Annotated in this window: 20 protein-coding genes and 1 pseudogene; 12 read left to right on the forward strand and 9 right to left on the reverse strand. The window is 53.8% G+C overall.

All coding sequences use genetic code 11. The features are described 5' to 3' along the window. Positions 1–9: 9 nt before the first annotated feature. Positions 10–747, reverse strand: coding sequence for a GntR family transcriptional regulator (locus HMPREF1487_RS20030; RefSeq protein ID WP_010798545.1), 738 nt, complete (start codon positions 745–747; stop codon positions 10–12). Positions 748–917: 170 nt separating this feature from the next. On the opposite strand from HMPREF1487_RS20030, the gene HMPREF1487_RS20035 reads away from it, so the two are divergent. From HMPREF1487_RS20035 to HMPREF1487_RS20075, 9 genes are all read left to right on the forward strand, one after another. Beyond that, positions 918–1,742: an amidohydrolase family protein gene (locus HMPREF1487_RS20035; RefSeq protein ID WP_010798546.1), complete on the forward strand. Its 825-nt coding sequence runs from the start codon at positions 918–920 to the stop codon at positions 1,740–1,742. A gap of 32 nt (positions 1,743–1,774) precedes the next feature. Further along, positions 1,775–3,076 carry an SLC13 family permease gene (locus HMPREF1487_RS20040; RefSeq protein WP_010798547.1) on the forward strand — a complete coding sequence of 434 codons (1,302 nt, stop codon included), beginning with the start codon at positions 1,775–1,777 and terminating at the stop codon, positions 3,074–3,076. Between the two features lie 198 nt (positions 3,077–3,274). Continuing rightward, positions 3,275–5,881: an intermembrane phospholipid transport YdbH family protein gene (locus tag HMPREF1487_RS20045; protein WP_010798548.1), complete on the forward strand. Its 2,607-nt coding sequence runs from the start codon at positions 3,275–3,277 to the stop codon at positions 5,879–5,881. Next, on the forward strand, positions 5,881–6,072 hold the full coding sequence (locus HMPREF1487_RS20050; protein ID WP_010798549.1) for a YnbE family lipoprotein: 192 nt from the start codon (positions 5,881–5,883) through the stop codon (positions 6,070–6,072). The genes HMPREF1487_RS20045 and HMPREF1487_RS20050 overlap by 1 nt, the downstream gene beginning before the upstream one ends. Positions 6,073–6,082: 10 nt before the next feature. Next, positions 6,083–6,421 (forward strand): YdbL family probable chaperone protein, encoded by a 339-nt coding sequence (locus HMPREF1487_RS20055; protein WP_010798550.1) that lies wholly within the window; start codon positions 6,083–6,085, stop codon positions 6,419–6,421. A 258-nt stretch (positions 6,422–6,679) separates the two neighbouring features. Further along, positions 6,680–7,093 (forward strand): response regulator, encoded by a 414-nt coding sequence (locus tag HMPREF1487_RS20060; protein WP_010798551.1) that lies wholly within the window; start codon positions 6,680–6,682, stop codon positions 7,091–7,093. A gap of 193 nt (positions 7,094–7,286) precedes the next feature. Next, a complete protein-coding gene (locus HMPREF1487_RS20065; protein WP_010798552.1) occupies positions 7,287–7,619 on the forward strand; it encodes a hypothetical protein in 333 nt (110 codons plus the stop codon). Positions 7,620–7,680: 61 nt separating this feature from the next. Beyond that, positions 7,681–8,304 carry a glutathione S-transferase family protein gene (locus tag HMPREF1487_RS20070; protein WP_010798553.1) on the forward strand — a complete coding sequence of 208 codons (624 nt, stop codon included), beginning with the start codon at positions 7,681–7,683 and terminating at the stop codon, positions 8,302–8,304. 109 nt (positions 8,305–8,413) lie between these two features. Continuing rightward, the gene (locus HMPREF1487_RS20075) at positions 8,414–9,112 is read left to right on the forward strand and encodes an FMN-binding negative transcriptional regulator (RefSeq protein ID WP_010798554.1); all 699 of its coding nucleotides are present in this window, start codon (positions 8,414–8,416) and stop codon (positions 9,110–9,112) included. On the opposite strand, the gene HMPREF1487_RS20080 is transcribed toward HMPREF1487_RS20075, so the two are convergent. After that, entirely contained in the window at positions 9,086–9,691 is a 606-nt protein-coding gene (locus HMPREF1487_RS20080) for a TetR/AcrR family transcriptional regulator (RefSeq protein WP_010798555.1), read from the reverse strand. The two genes, HMPREF1487_RS20075 and HMPREF1487_RS20080, sit on opposite strands and share 27 nt — an antisense overlap. A 245-nt stretch (positions 9,692–9,936) precedes the next feature. Here HMPREF1487_RS20080 and HMPREF1487_RS20085 point away from each other — a divergent pair, with 245 nt between their 5' ends. Together HMPREF1487_RS20085 and HMPREF1487_RS20090 are read left to right on the forward strand one after the other, a co-directional pair. Further along, positions 9,937–12,642 (forward strand): beta-glucosidase, encoded by a 2,706-nt coding sequence (locus HMPREF1487_RS20085; protein ID WP_010798556.1) that lies wholly within the window; start codon positions 9,937–9,939, stop codon positions 12,640–12,642. A gap of 235 nt (positions 12,643–12,877) precedes the next feature. Next, the gene (locus HMPREF1487_RS20090; protein ID WP_010798557.1) at positions 12,878–13,429 is read left to right on the forward strand and encodes an ATP-dependent Clp protease proteolytic subunit; all 552 of its coding nucleotides are present in this window, start codon (positions 12,878–12,880) and stop codon (positions 13,427–13,429) included. Positions 13,430–13,520: 91 nt separating this feature from the next. Here the strand turns inward: HMPREF1487_RS20090 and HMPREF1487_RS20095 are convergent, their stop codons facing one another. Further along, complete coding sequence (locus tag HMPREF1487_RS20095; RefSeq protein ID WP_010798558.1) at positions 13,521–13,955, reverse strand: HhH-GDP family DNA glycosylase; 435 nt, start codon at positions 13,953–13,955, stop codon at positions 13,521–13,523. Positions 13,956–14,226: 271 nt separating this feature from the next. Here HMPREF1487_RS20095 and HMPREF1487_RS20100 point away from each other — a divergent pair, with 271 nt between their 5' ends. Further along, positions 14,227–14,817: a DUF4142 domain-containing protein gene (locus HMPREF1487_RS20100; protein WP_010798559.1), complete on the forward strand. Its 591-nt coding sequence runs from the start codon at positions 14,227–14,229 to the stop codon at positions 14,815–14,817. Between the two features lie 470 nt (positions 14,818–15,287). Here HMPREF1487_RS20100 and HMPREF1487_RS20105 read toward each other — a convergent pair whose 3' ends face one another. From HMPREF1487_RS20105 to HMPREF1487_RS28460, 6 genes and pseudogenes are all read right to left on the reverse strand, one after another. Then, a complete protein-coding gene (locus tag HMPREF1487_RS20105; RefSeq protein ID WP_010798560.1) occupies positions 15,288–15,593 on the reverse strand; it encodes an ArsR/SmtB family transcription factor in 306 nt (101 codons plus the stop codon). 100 nt (positions 15,594–15,693) lie between these two features. Next, positions 15,694–16,815, reverse strand: a complete 1,122-nt coding sequence (locus HMPREF1487_RS20110) for an alkene reductase (protein ID WP_010798561.1) — start codon at positions 16,813–16,815, stop codon at positions 15,694–15,696. 435 nt (positions 16,816–17,250) lie between these two features. Continuing rightward, on the reverse strand, positions 17,251–19,128 hold the full coding sequence (locus HMPREF1487_RS20115; RefSeq protein ID WP_167670423.1) for a J domain-containing protein: 1,878 nt from the start codon (positions 19,126–19,128) through the stop codon (positions 17,251–17,253). A gap of 5 nt (positions 19,129–19,133) precedes the next feature. Continuing rightward, entirely contained in the window at positions 19,134–20,828 is a 1,695-nt protein-coding gene (locus HMPREF1487_RS20120; RefSeq protein WP_010798563.1) for a molecular chaperone HscC, read from the reverse strand. 284 nt (positions 20,829–21,112) lie between these two features. Further along, a complete protein-coding gene (locus HMPREF1487_RS28455; RefSeq protein ID WP_371106396.1) occupies positions 21,113–21,976 on the reverse strand; it encodes a methyl-accepting chemotaxis protein in 864 nt (287 codons plus the stop codon). Further along, positions 21,968–23,035, reverse strand: a pseudogene (locus HMPREF1487_RS28460) (methyl-accepting chemotaxis protein); the annotation flags it as partial. The pseudogene HMPREF1487_RS28460 and the gene HMPREF1487_RS28455, both read right to left, overlap by 9 nt. Positions 23,036–23,430: the final 395 nt, after the last annotated feature.

The following is a 23,430-nucleotide window of genomic DNA, read 5'->3' on the forward strand; positions in this document are numbered from 1 at the left end:
AGTGACTCTTTAGGTTATCTCGACCTGGTAACGAAAGCCTTCTGCCGCACCTCGAGACACTCTGTACTCGATGGGAAGCCGGTCATAGCCCAGCGCGATACGCTCGATCACGACAACCGGTTTGCCCTCCTCGATTTCCAGAATCCGAGCCGTTTCAGCCGAAGCCGATTCCACCGTCAGCGTTTCCTGCGCTGATGCGACATGCTGGCCGCATTGCTGCTCGTAAAAGGGATAAAGCAGATTGCCGAACCTGCCCGGGTCTACGTCTAGAAGCCTGGAAAACTTCGAGCCGGGAAGCCAGATATCCTCATAGAATTTCCGCTGTCCCTCGATAACGCGGACGCGCTCCAGATGTACTACCTGCTCATGCTTCTTGAGAATTAGTGCATGGATCACGGCCTGAGGAGGCTGCTCGAGCGTGCGGCTGAGTACCTGACTGGTCGGCACAGCCTGGCTACCGGACGAATCTATCTGGCGAAAAAAACGAAAGAATGAGGCATTGAAGCTTGGCCGACGAACAAACGTCCCCCTGCCCTGGCTTCGTTCGAGCAAGCCCTCGCTCACCAGCGTATCCACTGCCTTTCTTACCGTCCCGATGGCAACGCCATAGAGCTTGGTCAGTTCAGCCTCGGTGGGAATCGACTGGCCTGGCAACCATTCACCTGACGCAATCCTGGCCAGTATTTCATCACTCAACCGTTGATAGAGCGGTAAACGCTCATCCTGTCCCAGCTTTTCGTTGTTCATATCGTCATCCAAACGACTGGTAGACCTACTTTACCACGAGCACCATCGGGTGATGCATTGACAGCCAACACGCATCGCTATACGGTCCTCTATTCATATAGATGAATATATGTTTTATAGGCAAGGGCGGTGGTTACCTTTGCCAAAAACACACAACAAGGGTAGTGCCCATGTCTCAGCCATATATGCCTATCACGGGTATCGATACACATGCACATATTTTTTCCCGTGACCTTCCCCTGACCGAAAACCGCCGCTACAGCCCTGACTACGATGCCCTTGTGGAAAGCTATCTGGCTCATCTGGAGCATTGCGGGCTTTCCCATGGCGTGTTGGTACAGCCCAGCTTCCTGGGGACCAACAATAACTTCATGGTAGGTGCGCTGCGGGTCTATCCGGAACGGTTACGTGGGACAGCGGTAGTCGATCCCGAAGTCAGTGACGCCGAACTCAATGAATTGGAAAAGGCAGGAGTAGTGGGTGTAAGACTGAACCTGGTCGGGCTTCCGCTGGAAGATTACTCACAGCCACGGTGGCAAACCTTTTTCAAGAAGATGGCCGACCGAAACTGGTCGGTCGAAATCCAGCGTGCCATGGAAGACCTCTGCCTTATCGTTCCAACGCTATTGGATGCAGGGGTCAATGTTGTCATCGACCACTTCGGCTTGCCCGCCGGCTGTATAGATCCTGAAACGCCAGAACATCAGGCCTTCCTGTCGCTCCTGCCTGACTCGGCTATATGGGTCAAGCTGTCCGCCACCTATCGAAGCAAGGCCAGTCTAGAGCAAGCCACCCAGATGGTTGATATATTGCGCAACGCCTATGGGCACTCTGATCAACTGTTATGGGGTAGCGATTGGCCTCATACCCGCTTCGAGGACCAGACCGATTATGATGCCCAGTTTTCAATAATGACCTCCCTCCTCCCGGATGCGCTGGAAAGAAGGAAAGTGCTGGTGGACAACCCGGCCAGACTATTCAAGTTCAAGCCCTGAAAACCAGACAATAACAACAAGGAAAGACAATTATGATGAGTCTGCTCGTCGTGACGGCGATTGCCGTTGCCATTGTCCTCGGGTACAAGACCCGGATCAATATAGGCCTGTTTGCTATCGCCTTCGCTTACCTGATCGGCTCGTTTGTGATGGGTATGAGTCCGTCGGAAGTCATCAACCTCTGGCCGCTCAAAATCTTCTTTATCATTTTCTCGGTATGCCTGTTCTACAGTTTTGCCATCGTTAACGGCACGCTGGAAAAACTGTCGGAGCATTTGCTGTACAGCTGCAGAAAAGTACCCTACCTGTTGCCCTACGCCGTCTTTGTTACTGCCGCCCTGATTGCTGCCTTAGGCGCGGGTTACTATACCGTACTGGCCTTCATGGCGCCGATCACGTTGCTGTTGTGTGAACGTACGGGCATGAGTCTCATCGTGGGCGCGATGGCGGTGAACTACGGAGCCCTCGGAGGGGCCAATTTTGTTTCCAGCCAAAGCGGGATCATTTTCCGCAGCCTGATGGTGAATGCGGGAATTCCGGAAGAAACCGCCTTCATAAACAGCTTTGGTATTTTCGCCAGTACGATCGTGATTCCTTTACTGGTCATCACCGGGTTTATCTTGTTCAGCGGACACAAGCAATCCATGCGGGAGGCTGCGTTCAACATCAGTGCACCTACGCCGTTCACGAAAGATCAGAAAACCACGCTGTGGTTGACCCTTCTAATGATGGGGCTTGTCTTGCTGGCTCCTATCGCCCACCTTGTCTTCCCGCAGAATGACACGATCAGCTTTATCAACTCGAAGATGGATATTGGTCTGATCGCCAGTGTTTTCTCCGTGATTGCCCTGCTGCTCAAGCTGGGCGATGAGCGCAAGGTCATGGCTACGCTCCCCTGGTCTACCATCATCATGATCTGTGGCGTAGGTATGCTGATCTCGGTTGCGATCAAGGCCGGCACGGTTGATCTCCTGGCATCCTGGATCAGCGCCAATATACCGGCCGTCCTGGTACCTGTTGCTTTTGGTGTGGTCGCAGCGCTGATGTCCTTGTTCTCAAGTACATTGGGCGTGGTAACACCTGCGCTCTTCCCGATCGTGCCCGCAATTGCCGCTAACCTGTCCATTGATCCGATGATCATTTTCATCTGCATCGTGGCGGGGGCACAGGCAACCTCTATTTCGCCTTTCTCTTCCGGTGGAAGCCTGCTGCTGGGCTCATGCCCCACTGAACAAAGCCGCTCTGCTCTCTTTCCCAAGCTCCTGTTCAAGGCAGCGCCACTCGGCTTCATCGCCGCCCTGGTGTTCAACTTTGTTTTAACATTCTGCTTGTAACATTGGCGTGTTCGCCAAGCCCCGGGTTAAACACCCGGGGCTTTTTCGTCTTGATTACAGAAGTGTTATGGTAGTTTAGTTGTTTTATAGTGGGCTGGTATTACTAAGAAAAAATAAGCATTTAATGCAAAACGAAGGCACCAGGGTTGATTCAGTGGTTTAGACGCTTCACCCTAACGTCGAGCCTGTATTCGAGCGGTGAGTCCACTGTCTAACGTCAATTCTTCTCGCGCCCTACGCTGGTTTCGGCGTTTAGGCTGGGCCAGTGTAGTTTTCCTGTTATTGCTGGCATCCGGTTCGCTCGGCTTTGCGTTGTTGATTCGCTCGCTGGGTATTACACACTGGAATCTACAAGGGCTGTATCTGAATACTCACTCGATAGGGTTACAGAGCCTATCGCTTGTCCAAGCCGATAAAGATGGTACAGAGCAGTCACTCAACACCGGGCCACTGATGTTTGAGTGGACCGGGCGTCATCTCAGGATCGATCACGTTGAGCTCGCGCTGGCTGCTATTCCAAACGGTACCAGCGGTGAGCCTATTGGCCCTCTGCACCTTGACACTCCTCTCGCCATACCGACATGGCTACCCGATCGTCTGGATGCACCTGATTTCACGTTGTCTCTGCCCTGCGCACAAGGCCAATGCAGGTTAGAGGGCTCCTTGAGTGCAAGCCAGGCAAACAACCAGGCCTTGCCCCTCAGCCTGGAGCTCACGCTTCGTCATGATGGGCGCACACTACAAACCCTGGCCTTGCTTGAGGGCACACCGGAGGCACCGCGCCTGACAGCCAACCTTGCCATTGATGATCAGCCAAGGCTTGTGCTACGGACTGCGCTAACGCCCCACGGCGACGGAGTGGCTTGGAGCGGTGACCTCCTGATCCCTGCCTTTAATGAAGGCCCCTGGGTTCTGGACTGGATCAACCAGTGGTGGCCAATGCCTGCCGTGAACGCTGAATCCCTGCCGGGTGCTCTTCGACTACAGGGTGACTGGCAGTTATCCCTACCTAACACAATTGACAACCTCCAGTCCCTGCTTAATGCACAAGGCAGTATTCGGCTTGATGCGCATTTACCCCAAGCCTGGCCAGTGCCAGGACTGGGATCACTTCAAGGCGATGCCAGCGTGGATGCTACAGTGGATCACGGCTATGTAATGCCTCGAGCCCTGCAAGCCGATCTGCAACTTGCAGTAAGGAACCAACCTTGGCAGCTCCAACTCCCGCAGGGTATACGACCCGACCAACTCCATATCCGGGCGCAGACACCTGCATCTATTGATCAGCCGGACGTGCTGCTCCCCCTCGACGTTACCCTAACCTCCCGTGGCGAAGCAGCTCTGGACCTGAAAGGACGCCTTAAGGTTGCTACTCAGGCCCCTTGGCGCCTCCGGGTGGATGGGCTTGATTTGCATGGAACCGTTCCAAACTTTAAGCAATCCGACGTTGCCGTTCACACTCTCGACGTCAAACTGAAGGCGCAAGGGAAGATGGATCAGCGCAGTGCTGAGCTGACCTTCTCCAATATCATGCTAGGTGCGCGCCAGCTGGACATCGGTAGCGGTACTTCAGGGACACGCCTGGACAACGTATCTGCAACTTCGCCTGGGCTCAACCTGATGGGGCGGCTGGACGATCAGCAGGACGTGCATTTCACATTGAAGGGCAACACTCAGCTCGAGACCAAGCGCATTGCTCACCCGCAGCTCAAGGCTGCCAAATGGAACTGGAATGGACAGCTTGAGTTGACGGATCGGGCGCTAGGTCTAAATGGTACACTTAAGACCGATACAGGCCTCAGCCTCAAGACCCGGCTTCGTCAGTCTCCTGATCAGTCATTCGTCCTGGAAGGCACACTGGACACATTATTCATGCGGGCTGGAAATCCCTTTGCAGCCACATTTACCGCTTGGCCGGCCTTGCTGGAATTCAATACGGGACGTCTTGACGGTCAGCTTGCCCTTCGTATCCCTCAACAAGGCGACATGAACCTGAATATTGATCTGGATGCTCAAGGTCTGGGCGGCATTTACGATCGTCTGGAAATGAATGGCGTTGTTGCAAAGGTTGCGCTTGATTTGAATAACGATCAGCTGAGCGTAGCATTGCCTGCGTTCAAAGCCGATAGCCTTAACCCAGGGTTTACTCTAGGTCCTCTTGAATTGAGCGGCGCCTATCGCGCTCGGCTGGATGATCCACTGGCCGGCACGCTGTCCTGGCAACAGGCTCAAACGGCCATATTGGGAGGTCGCCTGTGGATACCGCCAGGCCAAGGCAACCTGGGCGACTTCACACTTGCGCTGCCGGTGCATCTCTCAGGTCTGCAAGTCGCTTCACTATTGGAAGCCTACCCGACCGAGGGGCTCAGCGGCGAAGGTATAATTGACGGGCAGTTACCCCTGCACTGGACGCGCCAGGGTATTCGCGTCGAGCAAGGCGTTGTCGGCGCACGTGGAGCAGGCGTGCTACGCTTCCGCTCGGATCGAATCAAAGCGCTGGGGCGGAGCAACCCCGGGATGAAACTGGTAGCCGATGCGCTCGACGATTTCCATTACGAGGTACTGCGTAGCGGCGTTGATTACCGTGAAGACGGTACACTGATGCTTTCACTCCGCCTGGAGGGCCGCAACCCTGATATTGAAAAGGGACGAGCGTTCAACTTTGGAATCAACCTTGAAGAAAACATTCCGCAACTACTGACCAGTCTGCAACTGACTGACCGGGTCAGCGACACCATTCAACGTCGTGTGCAGGAACGCCTGCGTCGTGATCAAACTGGCCCCAAAACCGAGGAGAAGCCCTGATGGGGTTGCGCCCACTATTCGGCATATTGCTTTTATGCCTTCTGACAGCAGCCTGTACACCTACCGTACAGGTCGCGGTTCCAAACGAGCCGATCAACATCAACCTGAACGTAAAAATCCAGCATGAAATCTACATCAAAGTAGACAAGGCACTGGATAACGTTCTCAGCGAAAACAGCGGTCTATTCTAAGGAGCCAGCCATGCGAATCCGTGTTGCCAGTTTGATGCTGGCCTTGCTTTTCACCAGTCCCGCCTGGGCCATGAGCCTCAACGAGGCGATGGCCACCCTGAGCCATGCCAAGGCAAGTGGCCAGGTGGGCGAACAACCCAATGGCTACTTGGGCGCGGTTGACGGGAGCAACCAAGGCACCGAAATTGCCAATCTGATCAATCAGGCCCGCCGCGATGAGTACCAGCGTCTGGCTCAGCAAAATGGCATCCAGCTGGGTGATGTAGAAGCCATCGCCGGCAAGAAGGCGATCGAGAAGACACCCGCGGGGCAATACATCCAGCTCAATGGAAAGTGGGTCAGAAAATAAACGGTACCTGCATGAAAAGCCAGCATCTTGCTGGCTTTTATACATCTGCTTGCTTGTAAGCTATTCGTCCAGATCCAAGCCTAACGCTTTGGCCAAGCCTGTACGGATACAACAAATTCGCCAATATCATGACTCCGGCTGGCACTTAATCACTCTCTTTGTGTCCATTTCTTCGAACCACATAGGGAATACGCCGAGTCCTCCGAGTACATCCGTTTGACGACGGCTTCTGGCAGATATCTGGAAAAGCACTGACATATGTATAGTCAACAATCGACACAAGGTACCAACCGCACCCCCTCCACTGTTCTCGTTGTAGAAGATGAGGAAGTGATTCGGGAATTCGTCCGTGAGCTTCTGGATGGCGAGGGCTTCAACGTCATGACCGCAGAGTCGGCCGACGTGGCTCATGCCCTTCTGCAGGACAAGGCGGCAGATATCGACCTGCTGATCACCGACATCCGTATGCCAGGCTCGATGGAGGGTGCCCAACTTGCCAATCATGTAGGCGCTACATGGCCTCATATCCCGATCATCGTAATGTCCGGTTATGACACGCCAGCCACCGCCAGCATCAAGTACAAGGTCAGGTTTCTGCCCAAACCGTGGTCGATCGGCCAGCTAATCGATATGGTAACGGGTGTTGCGTACTCTGCGACTCCCAGCACCTGACCCTTCTTGAACGGGTTGAACAACACCTCCAGTTGATCAACCCGCTGCGGTATATGATTAAACCACTATCCATGAAGCATGCTCCGTGTTCGCCACAGGTCAGCTTGCGCTGCTGTTTTCCTAGCGCCTTTCGGGCAAATACGCCTGTTCGCTCAACGCTCTAAACAATCTTCACGGGCATATATGCGGACCTATGAGTATTGATACGCCTCTCTACCCCGTTACGCCTGATGGCCGCTATTTCGTGGTACGTGGTCAACTCTGGCGATGCACCAATCCTGCACTTCCAGAGGCGCAACGCAAGGTGCTTACCCACGAGTTGATGACGGCGCGCAGAGAGGTGGGCCAAGCGAAGCGCAACCACGACAAAGCGGCTGAACAGCAGGCGCGCCACCGGGTCGATGAAGCCAAGCGCGCTTTAGGTGAGCGTGGGCCCGTGTGGTGGACAGACGGAGCGCCCGACTATAACCGCCGACAAGTTGCCAACACGCCCTATGCAGGCTGGTTTGAAACATTGACGTCCTGAGAAATACCCAACCATCTCAGGCAATGGGTAGAATCAGCAGTAACCTCTAAAGGGGAATACTATGCTGACGGTTCTGGGAAAGGCGACATCGATCAATGTTCGCAAGGTCATGTGGACGTGCGAAGAGCTTGGCATTCCCTTCACTCTTGAAGAGTGGGGCACAGGGTTCAGGCCAACGGATGATCTGAACTTTCTAGCTCTGAATCCCAACGCCATGGTCCCGGTTATCCAGGACAAAGGGTTCGTCTTGTGGGAATCGAATTCAATCATTCGCTATCTGGCGAACCACTATAATGGAGAGGCTCTATATCCGGTGGAGAATAAGGCTTGCGCCATCATTGATCAGTGGATCGACTGGCAGGCCTCTACGCTGAACCCCTCCTGGAGCTATGCCTTCCAAGCGCTGGTAAGGCGGTTATCCAGCCATCAGGATCCAGAACAAATCAGCCAGAGTCATCGCCAATGGTCAGCATGTATGGCCATACTTGACGCCCAGCTTCAGAAAACCAAGGGTTATGTAGCAGGTGAAGTCTTTTCGCTTGCGGACATTCCGATCGGTCTTTCTGTGAACCGATGGTTCGAAACGCCTGTAACACATCCTTACCTACCCGCCTTGAACACTTATTATGATCGGCTGGCTGAGCGCTCCGGTTTTCTGGTCTATGGTAGGAATGGCATTCCGTAATACAGCACGGACCTCATAACTGTAATGTCTAATCTGCTGCATTCTGTATATGGTTGTCTCTGGAGGCATACCGTTAAGGTTACGTTGATTCTCTAACGGAGCCTTGCGCATGTACCTTCCGACCCCTTTCAAGGAAACGGACCTAGCCGTTCTGCATCGCTTCGTCAAGGAGCACCCGTTGGGTGCCTTGGTTATACAGGGAAGTCATGGTTTGTCTGCCGAACATCTTCCGTTTTTGCTGGAAAGCGAGGAGACGGGTCTAGGCATTCTCAAGGCTCATGTGGCGCGTGCCAGCCAGCTCTGGCAGGAAGCGCTTAATGGCCATGACGAAACGCTTGTCATCTTCCAGGGGCCAAGCGCCTATATTTCACCTTCTTGGTATGCCAGTAAACTTGAAACGCACCGGGTCGTGCCGACTTATAACTATGCCACCGTACATGCCTACGGACAGATCAAGGTCAGAGACGATGCCCAATGGGTCAGAGGCCTTGTGGCTCGCCTGACCCGTGCACATGAGGCTACTCAGGACACGCCCTGGAGAATGACCGATGCGCCAGCCGACTTCATTGACGAGCAATTGTCTCGAATTGTCGGTATAGAAATCCACGTTTCCCGCTTGGAAGGAAAATGGAAGATGAGCCAGAACCGCAGCGAAGCAGACCGTAAAGGGGTACTTCAAGGCCTACACCGTGAATCTACACCTCAGGCCACCGAAGCAGCAGCCGAAATGCTCCGCACTTCACCAGAACAAGCCCAAACCCTCCCCCTAAAAAGCGACAGGTTACGTCTGCGGACGATACCCCTTTAGAAAGAAGGCTACCGCCCTTTGCACGGCGGGGCCGATCAGGCTCGGGTCAATGGCGGGCTCTAACGCCAGCATAGCCTGCTCATGGAACTCGGCCTCCAGCAAAGCCTTGAGATGTAGCGCCGCTACCCAAGGATCAGAAGGTTCCAATACACCGTTATCCATGGCGTTACGGAGCACCTCTGCCATTCGGGACCAGCCAATCCTGGGTCCGTTCTCATAGTAGATAAGCCCTACCTGGCTGTTTCCTGCACTCGATTGCACCAGGCGTCGGCCCTGCATGATTTCGGGTCGAATAATGGTCTGGACATATTCATTACCAAATCGCTCCAGCATCTCGGGCAAATCGGCGTCTAGCGGAAGGTGCGCAAATATTGGCTCAAAATGCTTGGCAGCATTGGCGCGGATACATTCGGCAAACAGCTCTTCCTTGGAGCTGAAATAGTTGTAGAGCGTCGCTTTTGAACCGCCTACGCGGCTGGCAATTTCAGACATAGATGCCTGATCAAAGCCCAACTCCATAAAAACCGTCGAGGCAACGTCCACTATTTCGCGGCGTTTGCTTGGGCTTTTCGTTCTCATCCTGCGTCCATGATCACCAACATAATCCTGCCATGCTAAGGCAGATCGTCACACCAGGAAACTTAATAGCGTTTTAATACTCATAGGCCACCAGATAAAAGCAAAGTAATAGCGCTTTGCTTTCAAAAGTGTGAACTTGTCCAATAACTAAACTGAACAGTACGGTTATTTTAAGCGCCCTTCATATTCCAAATGAGATCAGCCTCACGCTGATTATGTAAATCCTAGGATGGACCCCCACCAACATGCAGAAACCTACTCGTGTTTTTCCTGTGGCCAGCAGATCCTTGCTAGCCGTAGCCTTGGCAAGTGCCAGCTGCGCCTGGGCTGCCCCCCTCAAGCAAGGTCCGGAAGTCGAAAGCAGAGTCGAGTCGATCCTGTCCCAGATGTCCCTGTCGGACAAAATCAGCTACATCAATATCGATAACGGCTACATGATGCGTGCCATGCCCAAGTTTGGCTTGCCGGGCACTCTAGCCCGCGATTCCTCTCTTGGCGTAACCGTTGAAGGCACCATGTTCGGGGTGCAGTACCCTGCCCAGTCCGCGCTGGCAGCAACCTGGAACGTGGACCTGGCCAAAACCTACGGTCTGGCTATTGGCTACGACACTCGCGCATCGGGCGGACAGCAACTGCTCTCTCCCGGCCTCAACATGTACCGTACGCCTTACAATGGCCGCTCTGCTGAGCACCTGACCGGCGAAGATCCCTTCCTGGGTGCCGTGCTGGCGCCAGCTGTCGCCAATGGCATCGAAGCTCAAGGTATCTGGACAGGTGCCAAGCACTTTGTCGCGAACGAGCAGGAGGCCAACCGCCATTACCTGAATGTGAAGGTCGACAATCGCACCCTGCGTGAAATCTACCTGCCCGGCTTCGAGTCTCTGGTCAAGAATGCCAACCCTGCGTCGATCATGTGCGGTTTCAACAAGATCAACGGCGATTATGCCTGCGAAAGCCACAGCATGATCGCCGACATGCTCAAGGGCGAATGGGGTTTCAAAGGTTTCGTTGTCAGCGACTTCAACTCCATCCAGAACGGCTACAAGGCGGCGATGGCTGGTGCTGATCTAGACATGCCCAGCGGCCTACAGATGAACGAATCTGTTCTGATGCCGTACGTGTGGAGTGGTCAGTTGCCGGTGTCAGTGATCGACGAGAAGGTCCGTCGTAACCTGCGCGCCATGATTGGCTTTGGCTTTGACAAAGGCCTGCCGACCGCATCGCACATAGGTAACGATCCGCGCAGTCTGAGCACGTCCCTTGATATGGCCCGGCAGGGCATCGTTCTGCTACAGAACGAGAAAGCAAAAGGCTCTTCCAATAACCTGCTGCCGCTGCCTAAAACCGCACGCATTGCTGTGATTGGTGATATCGCCAAGCAGCGCCCACCCTACCCCTTCGGTACCGGTTGGTCTGCCGCCAATACCTATACCACCGAGCTGCAAGGCCTGCAGCAACTGGCGCAGGATCAAAGCCAGATCACCTATATCCAGGCACTGTCTCTCGATCCGCAAACGTCGGAGTGGTATACCTCCAGTGATAGCACCGGCTCCACCGAGACCGTAGCAGGTCTGACAGCTGAATACTTCAACAATCCAAACTTCTCGGGCGAGCCCGCCGTCAAGCGTATTGAACCCGGTATAAACTGGGATTTCCTGAAGGCACAGAACGTCACGGCCAATGGCGTCACTACCATTGATGGCTTCAGCCCGGAGCAGGATAATTTCTCGGCCCGCTTTACCGGCAAAATCAAACCGACCGTCAATGGCGACCAGGTATTCAAGGTACGTGGTGATGGCGCTTACAAGCTATGGGTAGACAACAAGCTGGTCATCGACTTCGATGGCAAACCATTGTCCAACGACCTGGCGGACTCAATCTCCCATTCGGGCAAGGCATATAACCTCAAAGCCGGCCAGACCTATGACATCAAGCTCGAATATAGCCGCGTCAACGATCACTATATTCCAACGTCGGGTAGCCTGTATGGTCTGCAGATGAGCTGGGCGTCGCTGGCTGCGCCTAAAGACCTGAGCCAATATGACGCTGTCATGGTAGCCGTAGGCTTCAACAGCGAGTACGAAGGCGAAGCATCGGATCATGGATTCGATCTGCCTGAGTACCAGAGCGATCTTATCCAGAATGTCATCAAGGCCAACCGCAACACCATCGTTGTGCTGCATGGCGGTGGCGGCATGAACCTTGAGCCCTGGGTGAAGAAGTCCAAGGCCGTATTACATGCCTGGTATCCTGGTCAGTTGGGCGGTCAGGCCCTGGCGGAAATCTTGTTTGGCGATACCAACCCCTCTGCCAAGCTGCCGATCTCGATCGAAAAACGTATCCAGGATAATCCTGCCTATGCCAGTTACCCGAATCCGGATCTGTACGTGGGTGACAATGCCCAGACCGAGATGACATATTCGGAAGGTGTATATATGGGATATCGCGGGTTGGATAAGCAGCGTACCAAGCCACTCTTCCCGTTTGGTTTCGGTCTGTCATATACCACGTTCAGCTTCTCTGACCTGAAGATTGGTCCAAAGTCGCTGACACCTGGTTCAACCATCGACGTCACCTTTACCGTCACCAACACCGGCAATAAGGATGGCTATGAAACAGCCCAGGTTTATGTCAGCCCCAAAAAGGCAATGATTGACCGTCCGAAGAAAGAGCTAAAAGGCTTTACTAAAGTGTTCCTGAAAGCCGGCCAGTCCAAGCAGGTCACCGTTCAGCTGGACGCGCGTTCGCTGGCCTACTTCGATGTCAACACATGGAACTGGCTTGCTGATGCTGGCCGTTACATGATTTCCGTAGGCGACTCTTCGGATAATCTGCCGCTGGAAGGTATGCTGACCAACCTGTACCAACAGTCGCTGCCAACCAATACTAGCAACCCGCTGCCGCCGAAGATGCAGAAGGCCGTACAGGTCGATGCCTCACAGGCGTATTGAGTTAATCCCGCAACAGGAAAAAGGCGCCGCACAGGCGCCTTTTTTGTTGAGGATGGAAGCTTGATCAGAAATTCCATCGCTAGAAATCAAAATGGTCGGCCTCAAGAAACCAATAACGTTCCAGGTAGCCTACCTGCTGTCATGAACGCTCAAGGATTGCCCAAGAATGCCGATCTGCTTATTAGGCAGTAGCCGCTGCCAATATCGCAGACCCAATCCTTGAGTCGTACCCATCATGACCACACACGTTATCAATTTCACTGGCCCCATCAACTCAACCACGTGTGGTCAGCTGATCGAGAAATGCTCCAATGCCTTGCAGCAGGACGCCTCTAGCCTGCTCATAAAGATTGCGACCATGGGTGGCGACTGCAGCTACGGCTTCTCAATGTACAATTTCCTGGTATCGCTTCCGATTCCGGTCCATACGCACAACCTCGGGACCGTCGAGTCCATGGGTAACATTCTGTTCCTGGCGGGACGCCACCGCACAGCCTGTCGCCACAGCAAGTTTCTGATTCATCCATTTCATTGGAGCTTGCATGGGGCAATTGACCATGCGCGGATGTCTGAATATGCCATGAGTCTGGATTATGACCTCGACCTCTATGCCGAGATCGTCATGGAGCGCACTGCGGGTGCGAGCGAGCGAATGGACATTCGTAATTATCTGAAGGCCTCTCCCCGTATCCTTAACCCCGAAGCAGCGTTGGCTACAGGCATGATCCACGCCGTAGATGACGTCGCCATGCCTGTTGAAGCCGTGCACAGCTGTATTCATCTATAAGAGATTTCACTGTATGCAACCAGGCGCGGCTCAAAAGATCGCTCCTGGTTACCACAAGAGGACGATCAGACACGTTTTTTTGCGCTTTTCGTTAGTGGAACAGAACAGGTCCAGCGTCTCGCATGAAGATTTCCAACGTCTTTGGCCCGACGCCCTTGAAGGCTAACAGGCGCTTTTCGAAATCCGAACGGCCTTCGCTTTTATTCTTGATATCCATGATGCTGCCACCGTATTCAACTTGAAGTATCTGGCATACCTCCAGTAGCCGCGTGGCGGTAGACTCGTCATAGCGCGTGTAACGCCCCTCCCGTAACAGCCTTACCAAGCCGTGCCAACCACACGCCAATACTTTTAGCGGCGTATCATGGCCGTGAGACTTGAACATTAAACGCCATGTCTGAGCGGCAATCGTTTGCGAAATACGCTTGCCAAACAGGTAACTGGCCAGAAACCAGCCAAACAGCGCTTTCTCATCTCCACTATATAGATCCAGTCCCAGCTCCTGAGCTGAAATCTCGCTTTTCATCTCGACGCCTTCTTCAGTCTTACCTTCTTGCGACTGGCATCAGACAGGTACGGTTCATCATGGAGGCCTTATACGGTCAATATCGAGACACGTTTTTACAAGTGTTTTCATGGATCTGCTTAGGATTGGGAACAACTCGATTGGGATGTCAGTCACAACCAGTAGGCTATATAAGCCCAGCATCATCGGAGATGAGACTAATTGCTAGTGCTGCCTCGCCAGGCACGCCAAGCGATCCGGTGTTTTTTAAAGCTAGATCAGGAGAATCACCATGAGCCCAGCACTGCCTAAGAAATTTGCCTTCACGTGCGCCCTTTTGCTGTCAATGGGCACGGCGACTGCCTTTGCCCAAAACGCTACCCATGCTGATAGCGCACACGGCACTTCCGGCCATGCACAGTCGGCCAATGCTAACCAAGCTGAAGCCATGTCGCCTGAAGACTTCATTAACGATGCATCGGCAAAAGGCATTGCTGAGATAGAAACGGCCAAGCTTGCGCTTGAAAAGAGCCAGTCCCAAGACGTCAAGACCTTTGCACAGTCAATGATCGATGACCATACCAAGATGAATGAGCAACTTCAGCAACTGGCCCAGCAAAAAAAGCTGGAAGTTGCTGATAATGCGATGCTGATGGACATGGCCAAGAAGATGATCCTTCAAGTACGCGATGAGTCGTTCGATGCTGCCTATGCCAACAACCAGGTCGTCGCCCACGAGCAGACTATCGAAATTTTCCGTAACGAAGCCAATACCAGCAAGGATCCGGAGCTGAAGGCGCTGGCGCAGGCTGCACTGCCTAAACTGGAAGCGCACCTTGAGCATGCCAAAACGCTACAGAGCAAATATGCCGAAAAGAAATAATGGCATACGCTAACAAAAGGCAGCCCTAGGGCTGCCTTTTTTATTCTTGAGCATGTCCCATAACTGTTTGACAACACCGATTCTCTGAGGAATGTAATTGTGCAGCCCGGCTGGTCTTCTTAAAACGATGTGAATACACAATCAGGAAACATTTCTGTAAAGGGCTTCTCAGTACTATAGGTAACCATCTTTTTAGCCTGCGACAGCAATGCAGAGCAAAACGTATCAGGTAAATATGATAGCTGTTAGCAAAGCGCTTCTAATGCAGCGCCAGGACAATGCCACGGAAGAAGGGATTCTACTTAAGGCGTTATGGATAACCAGGAGCGCATGCAGGCCAAACATGCATTTAAGGAAGGCGCTCTGAATAGCGCGAAGACAACATCAATAAAGACGCAAAGGCCAGTCTACTAGGCTTGCATAGCTACAATCAGGCGCGAGGCCTTACTGATTACACAGGCCCTTCGTGATCAGATCAACTCGCCTAGCGCCTCCTTCAATAAGGCAATGCTCGCCTCGTTACGCTTGTAGTATGTCCAGGGACCTATACGCTGAGAGGTAACCAGCTGGGCGCGCTGCAAGGTGCTCAAGTACAGCGAAACCGTAGGTTGGGAAAGCCCAGCTTTGTCCTGGATAATACTTACACATACCCCAGTGGTTTCAGGATCAACTTCCTGGCTTGGAAAGTGCCGGCGAGGCTCTTTCAGCCAATTCAGGATCTTGAGACGGGTAGGATTATCGAGCGCTTTAAGCGCCAAGCTGACATCGATACTCATTGCTGGTATCCGGTAACGGTTCCTTTATAGTAAACAGCCAGTCAATGTTATCACAGCGGAACCCCTTGGCATTTTTACCAAGGGGTATTTGAACAATTTCTCAGGACTCGTATCGAGAATAGTCTATGTAGCCGACCTCTGTGCCCCCATACATCGTGGCAGGATCCACTGGAGTCCACGGCCAATCATTGGCAATCCGTTCAGGCAGATCGGGGTTGGCAATAAAAGGACGGCCAAACGCAATCAGATCGCCCCACCCGGCCTTTAATACTCGCTCCGCACGCTCTAACGTATAGCGTCCCGCATAGATGATACGGCCCTTAAACGTGTTGCGGACCGCCTTGCGGAAATCATCGGGAAGCTCTGGTGCGTTATCCCAGTCTGCCTCGGCAATTGACAGATAGGCTATTCCTACATCTTGAAGCACTTTAATGGCTTCCAGGTAGGTTTCCTGAGGATTTTCCTCAACCAGCCCCAGATACACCCGCGCCTCATCCGTTGTCTCAAAGAGCGGAGCAAAACGTACGCCCATTCGATCCTTGCCAACCACTGCAGCAACTACTTCGGTAACTTCCCGCAGGAAACGCAAACGATTGTGCAGCGAACCGCCATACTCATCGGTACGCTGGTTACTGTGCGCCGAGATAAACTGATTGATCAGATATCCATTGGCAGCGTGTATTTCAACTCCGTCGAAACCAGCGTCCAATGCATTACGGGCTGCCTGCGCGTAAAACTGGACTAGCTCTTTTACCTCAGTCGTGCTGAGCTCACGAGGCGTTGAAGGTGCACTGAGGACTCCAGTCCCAGGACCGGTTTCGATGAATACGCTGACGTTCTCAGCGGCTATGGCTGAGGGCGCAACAGGCGCTGCCCCCGCTGGCTGCAACGATGTATGCGATACACGGCCTACATGCCAGAGCTGAGCGAAGATAATACCGCCTGCCTTATGCACCGCGTCGGTTACCAGTCGCCACCCATCGATCTGCTCAGGTGAGTATATGCCCGGCGTCCAGGCATAACCTTGGCCACGAGGCTCGATCTGTGTTCCCTCAGTGACCATGAACCCTGCGCTAGCCCGCTGCTGGTAATAGGTTGCCATTAGCGTGTTGGGTATGTTGCCTGGCTGGGTGCTACGCGAACGAGTCAATGGCGGTAATACAATGCGACTCTTAAGTGTATAAGGGCCTAGCGTGGTAGTTTGCAGTATGTATTTGCTCATTTAAATACTTCAATATCAACGAATAAATGTGACGCTTCGTCAAAAGCCTAAGCTCACGGCTGCCCAAGTGAATCTACAGAATGTCAACCATGAGCAAATGAAGTAACTACTTTACGCATCATATTTATAAATTTCAATATCAGGATGTCTAGTACGCTGGCTTTACTCCTTGAATAACTACTCTAGGCTCTATACGAAAAGTACCTGCGCTCGGTGATGCTTGGTTAAAAAACCGATTCGGAATGCTCATTTACAAGACGTAAACTCCGCTTCCTTACCGATGTTTGCCTCGCCTGACCTTCGCTCGAAGCCTTTGCGTACAGAGCCTAGCGCCTTTACCCGCTTACTATGCTAACGATGAAAAGCCCCGCGCCAATGACACAACGCGGGGTGGTCCATAAACCTTTCCTAAAGCTGAGCCTCTTGAGCCCAGCCTCATGTTGATGCGCTATTTTTGACAGTTGGCTCGGGCTGCTGACTGTTGCATTGTTCATTGAACAGTTTTTGTAGCTTCAACATACAAACCTGCGCATCCTGGGCGTTGTCACAAAGCTTTGCTACCTGAGGTGCAGAATGCATGACGCACTGTTCTACCGCATTGGATGAAATAGGTACCTTTTGATTTGGGAACGATCCGCGTGTAGCAAGGCCTACCAGACCGCCCATAACAATAAAGGCAGCAGTAATCAGGATCAGTCGAATGACTTTAGAAAAATCGTTGCGTCGCCAGTAAGCAACCAGCGCATCGAATGGGGTACTCCCGGCTGGCAGGCGTACAAAGCAGGCGCAAGTTACTAGCCCCATGATTCCAAGTGCAATAAGCCCGGCCTTTTGCCCCATAAATAAGGCCATAACGGCTAGGGGAATACCGTTGCGTAGCAGCGTCCAGCGCGAGGCTTCTGGGTTGAATAACCGCCCAGGTAGCACCTTATAAGTGAGGATCAAATCGAGCGGTTCTAGCCATTTGGCTACCGGTCGCCACAAGCGCGTGAGTAGTTTGGTTACCCATACGGCAACAAGCGGCCAAAGCGTCAAGGAATAGAACAAGGTAAATATGTCAAGACGCCCTTCCTGCCACCGCTGTGGCAAGGTATAAAGAAGTGCAAATAGAGCAGCTCCTGCCCATACCCAGCCATACGAAAGTGGCTTGCCTTCTTTAGGTTCTATCTTGACAAACGCATCGAGTCGCGCATCTGGAAAACGCTGCTTCAAACCAGGGTAGCGATGATTCAGATTATCCCTTAGGGTCTCACGCGCCGCTCTGTCTTCTGGCTTGAAAGCCTTGGCGAGACGAATCTGCTCGGAATGAGAGATAGGCCCCAGCAACAGATGAGCAGCCCTTCCTTCAGGGGTTGTCGGCTCTGCATTGAGGAGCTGTTGCAGGCGGAGGGCATAAGCCTCCTGCTCACAGCGCTCTACCAGGGCACACCATGTCTCGTACGGCGCAGGTACAATGCCCTTCCGGTCATCCCAGCCAAACAGGCAACATACGCCCTCGAACAATGAAGGGGTAAGATAGTCGGCCTCGTCCAGCATCTCCAGCACCCAACCCTGCAGTTGTTGCTGTCTGTCGAATGAATTCGCCCAAGGTTGCTTGCTCAGTACCCTGAGCTGCGCTAGAAAGCCTAGCTCGTTACCTGCTTCGCCAAGGTCATCGAGATGCTCACGCTGATGTCCCAGAAGTTCTGCAGTCAGATAGGCTTCCTGACCGGCGCTGAGCACGATACTCTGCCAGGGTGTCAGCCACTGCAGCAGTTCAACCGCAGCGAGTAGAAGCGCGGTTTCATCGTGCCTAAGACAGCGTTCGAGCAGTCCCGCCTGGAATGGAGCTACGCAGTTCAACTCCTGTGCCTGAGCCCATTGCTGACGTAGGTTCTCGGCAACGGTTTCCTCCAGCAGACGCCTGGCATGATGTCCGGCCAAGGCCTCGGCATTCAGAGCCGGTTCGAGATAATCAGGCGCTGGGCGAGGCCGAGGTGCATCACCTGGAAAGAATGCCGGCTCTTCAACCTCGTCCGAGCCATGAGCCTGGGTTGCTTGTAGCCAGACACTATTGTCTTCAGGCAGCACGGGCTCAACGGCCGCATCGGAAAAGGTTTCTGGCGTGCGTATGGAGGGCCAAGGGGCATCCTTGACCTCCTCGACGGTTCGCTCTCTGGCCCAGCTCAGGGCTTCCTCATAAGCTTCGCGCAGCCGCTGAAACGCCTCGGCATCATCATCGGGGCGATGCACCTTGAGCAGCTTGGCGTACTGCCGCTTGATAGTACGCTCATCGGCCTCATCATCGAGACCCAGAATTTCCCAGCAGTCCATAGGGCTTACCATGTCCCCCGCTCAAGCCTGTCGAGCTGCTCTGCAATCTGCTTGCGCACTTCACTGATCTTGCGCTCGTCCTGCGTTTCCAGGATCTGTTGAAACTGGGTAGCCAGATACCCCGCGGTCTCGCGCTCGTCGCCCAACAACTCTTGATACAGACGTTCCAGACGCGCCACCATATGGGTATTTACCTGCTGGTCGCGCGGGTGAATCTTGAGTTTTTCCAGGGCTTTGAGACGCTCTTGAATCTCATCGGGGCTCAGAACGCCGGGGTTGTTTTCAATGACCAGCCGATGGTTGGCACCCGTCAACGGAATGGTGACATCGGTTTCCAGAATACCGTTGTTATCGTAGGTAAAACGCACGTCAATGCTGACCTCGCCTGCCTTGCGAGGAGGAACATCAATCTCGAGTTCGCCCAACTTGATATTGTCCTTCACCAGTCGGCTCTCGCCCTGAAAGATCCTGAACAGGACCTTGCTCTGGTTGTCATGGAGCGTTTGTACCGACCTGACACGGCTGACAGGCACTACGCTGTTGCGCTCGATAATCGGCAGGTAATGCCCGCTTTCACTCTGCTGACCAAACGTGATTGAGGTTTCGATGCCAAGCGTATAGGGGCAGACATCGGTCAGGACAACCTCCTCAAGGGCTGCGTCACGACTTTTGAGGGCCGCCTGAACGGCTGCTCCCTGAGCAACGACCTCATCAGGGTTGAGGCTGATGGAGGGGAAACGGCCAAACAGCCCTGCTGCCAGCTTGCGTACCAAGGGCATGCGGGTCGTACCGCCGACCAGCAGCACTTCATCAAGATCAGCCACACGGATTCGCGCATCCCGCAGTGCACGCTCAATCGGGCCCCGCAGGCGCTCCAGCAGCGGAGCGAAGAGCTCGGCAAGCTGTGCCTGAGTAAACGTCTGGCGCCACTCCTGCTCGTTATACCGCAGGACAAATTCGCTATTGGATTCCTGCGCCAAGGCTTTACGTACGCGCTCCGCCTCACGGCGCAGCGGCTGGCGGACCTGCTCCAGAGTAGGAAAGCCGCTCTGCTGGCTTTGAAGCGCGACGAAACGTTCCATGAGCATGAGATCGAAGTCTTCTCCACCCAGGAAGTTATCGCCTGCACTGGCGCGTACTTCCATGACTCCGTCGTATAACTCAAGAATGGAGACATCAAAGGTGCCGCCGCCGAGGTCAAAGATCAGAAATGAGGTTTCGCTATCTTTCTGGTGAAGCCCATACGCCAAGGCCGCGGCTGTCGGCTCGTTGATCAACTTTTCGACCTTGAGCCCTGCCAGCTCGCCCGCGATGCGGGTAGCCTTGCGCTGTGCATCGCTGAAATAGGCCGGAACACTGATGACCGCTTCGGTCACCGGCTCGCCGTATTGACGCTCGACGTCAGCCTTCAGGCTTTTAAGCACCAGTGCGGACAGCTCTTCCGGCCGGAAGGTGCGCTCACCCAAACGAACCTCCTGGGCGCTTCCCATGTACCGTTTGAACAGGGCGGCTGTTCGTGTGGGGTGGGTATGCAGCCGCTCACGTGCTGTCTTACCCACCAGTATCTGCCCCTCATCGTCGAGGCCGACTACACTAGGCGTCAGCGTATCTCCCAACGCATTCCTGACCAGCTCCGGCGCACCCTCACGCCAGACGGCGACCAGACTATTGGTGGTTCCCAGGTCTATACCAACGATCATACCAAGCGAGCTCCCTGCTAGAAGCCTTTTCCCTTGCGTAGCCGAAGCGTCGGCACTCAGGAGACAAGACCCAAGACACTATCCCTATAAGTGGGCGTATTGAAATGAATGGCTATTGTAGCGAGACCACTGCGCGCAGGCATCTCTTTGATACAGGGATCAACCAGGGCGTGACAGACGCACACAATCGGATAGTCACCCTGGCTGTAAAGCCAACAGCGCTGAGCTGGATATGTCCGCTTGGAGAGTCAGTGCACGGCGAGTACCGTGCACTGAAGAGAGGATCAGACGCGGAAGCGGCTGACCATGGATTGCAGCTCATTACCCAGGCGCGCCAGCTCAACGCTGGAGGCCGCGGTTTCTTCGCTTGCCGCCGCCGTCTGCTCGGACACATCGCGAACATTGACGATGCTGCGATTGATCTCGTCAGCCACGGCGCTCTGCTGTTCAGCCGCCGCCGCAATCTGCAGGTTCATCGACTGGATGTTGGACACCATCTGAGTGATGTTTTCCAGCGAGCCGCCTGCCTTGCGGGCAAGCTCGACGCTGCTGTCAGTCAGCTTGCGGCTATCGTTCATCATAGACGCGACCTGTTGCGTACCAACCTGCAATCCAGCCACCAGCCCTTCGATTTCCTCTGTAGACTTCTGAGTACGCTGAGCCAAACCGCGAACCTCATCCGCCACCACCGCAAATCCACGACCGGCCTCACCAGCACGCGCGGCCTCAATAGCAGCGTTAAGCGCCAGCAGGTTGGTCTGCTCAGCAACAGACTTGATGACATCCATCACGCTGCCGATCTTGTCACTTTCCTTCTGCAGGTTGGTCATGGCCTCGGAAGAACGGTTTACTTCAGAAGCCAGACGCTCGATTTGTACAATCGCCTCGTTGACCACCTTGTCACCCATGCGGGCCTGCTTGTCCGCCTCGCTGGCAGCCGTGGACGCATCACCGGCATTACGGGCTACTTCCTGTACGGTCGCGGCCATTTCATGCATGGCGGTAGCCACCTGATCAGTTTCGCTCTTCTGGCCGTTTACACCTGCGCTGGTCTGCTCGGTCACGGCGGAAAGCTCTTCGGCAGCACTGGCGATCTGGGTCACACCATCGCGGATACCGGTAATCAGCTCACGCAGTGTATTGCCCATGCTCTGGATACCCTGCTGAAGAACACCCAGCTCATCGCGGCGGGTAACACGGGCAGAAGCCGTCAGGTCACCCGAGGCAATACGCTGAACTTCACCCAGTGTTTCTTTCAACGGCTGGGTAATCTGGCGGGTAATCACCCAGGCAGCCAGTACACCCAACAGCAGAGCCAGAATCGTGCTGCCGATCTGCAGCTGACGCGCATGGCTGCTTTCAATTGCCAGACGATCCAGCTGGAACTGATACAACTCCTCACTGATCTTGACGATCTCATTGCCCTGATCGGTCATTTCCTTACGAGCCTGAGCAATATCCGCATTGGCCTTCTTGTAGCCGGCGACAGCCGTGCTATAGCGATTCAGCGAGTCCTTTACCTGCTGGGCCGTATAACTTAGCTCATCCTTGAAAACGGACATCATGTGATCAATGCCCTTGCCCGTTGTCTCGATCTGGGCAAGCAGTGCCTGTTCATTCTCGGACGTTGAATTAGCGGCATAGACACTGACCAGGAACTGCGTTTTCAGCAAGTCTTCCTTGGTCTTTGAGATAGTCTGAAACTGGGAGAAGCGACGGTCATCATAGCTGGGAAGCAGCAGGACGCTATTGGTCATCTTGTCGATCAGCTTGGCCGCGTCAGCCGACTCGCTCTTGATGGTCTCACGAGCCGAATTCGCAACCTTGTATGCGTCACGCATGTTGCCCAGGGACTTCTGATAATCGCCGTTGATGCCGTCCTGCTTTTTCAGCAGCACAACATTGGCCGGGTTGGTAAAGCTACCCAAGAGCTTCTTTTGCTGCTCAAGGTAGATACCCAAGTTCTTCTGCAACCGCTCGGTGCTGGTTTCATCCCCATTCGCCAGCATGAACTGCAGGCGTGCGATACGCAGGTCTGTCAGCGTTCTGTTCAGCTTGGAAATCTCCGTCATCCAGAGGCTTCGCTGAATGACGCTTCCCAAACCACTCCAGCCGCTCCAGGCAAGAAACAGCGTCAATGCCAGTACCACACCGAACCCCAGCGTAAGCTTGCGCGTAACGCTGATATTCCCAAACCAGCTATTCATAAGTCCTTCCGTCAAATGTCGTTTTGAGTCACTCAGCTGGTGTGTTTGTTCTTTTTTGGGCCAGCCTATCTATCTATGCGGAAGGGCTATCGGCAGATGCCGGGATAACTGAAGACGGAAATATCATAAAAAATCTGACGGAATGCGTCAGAGGCAACGCCTGCAGTGATATTTCGACACTGCTGATTGGCGGTCGCCTGCTCAGCTGCACGCCCTTTAGGTCGACACCGGGTGCCAGAAGCATGTATCAAGCAATCACTTGCCTGCCGAGTCCTTGAGGGAATAACCCAAAAGCACTCTGGCCATAAGGCCTCTGCACTGCAGACAGGCGCTAAAAGAAATTAGTTTTAATACGCCTACTGTTTACTACTTAATTGAGCAAGAACATAAATCAG

The organism is Pseudomonas sp. HPB0071 (assembly GCF_000478505.2).
GTDB classification, from domain to species: Bacteria; Pseudomonadota; Gammaproteobacteria; order Pseudomonadales; family Pseudomonadaceae; genus Chryseomonas; species Chryseomonas luteola.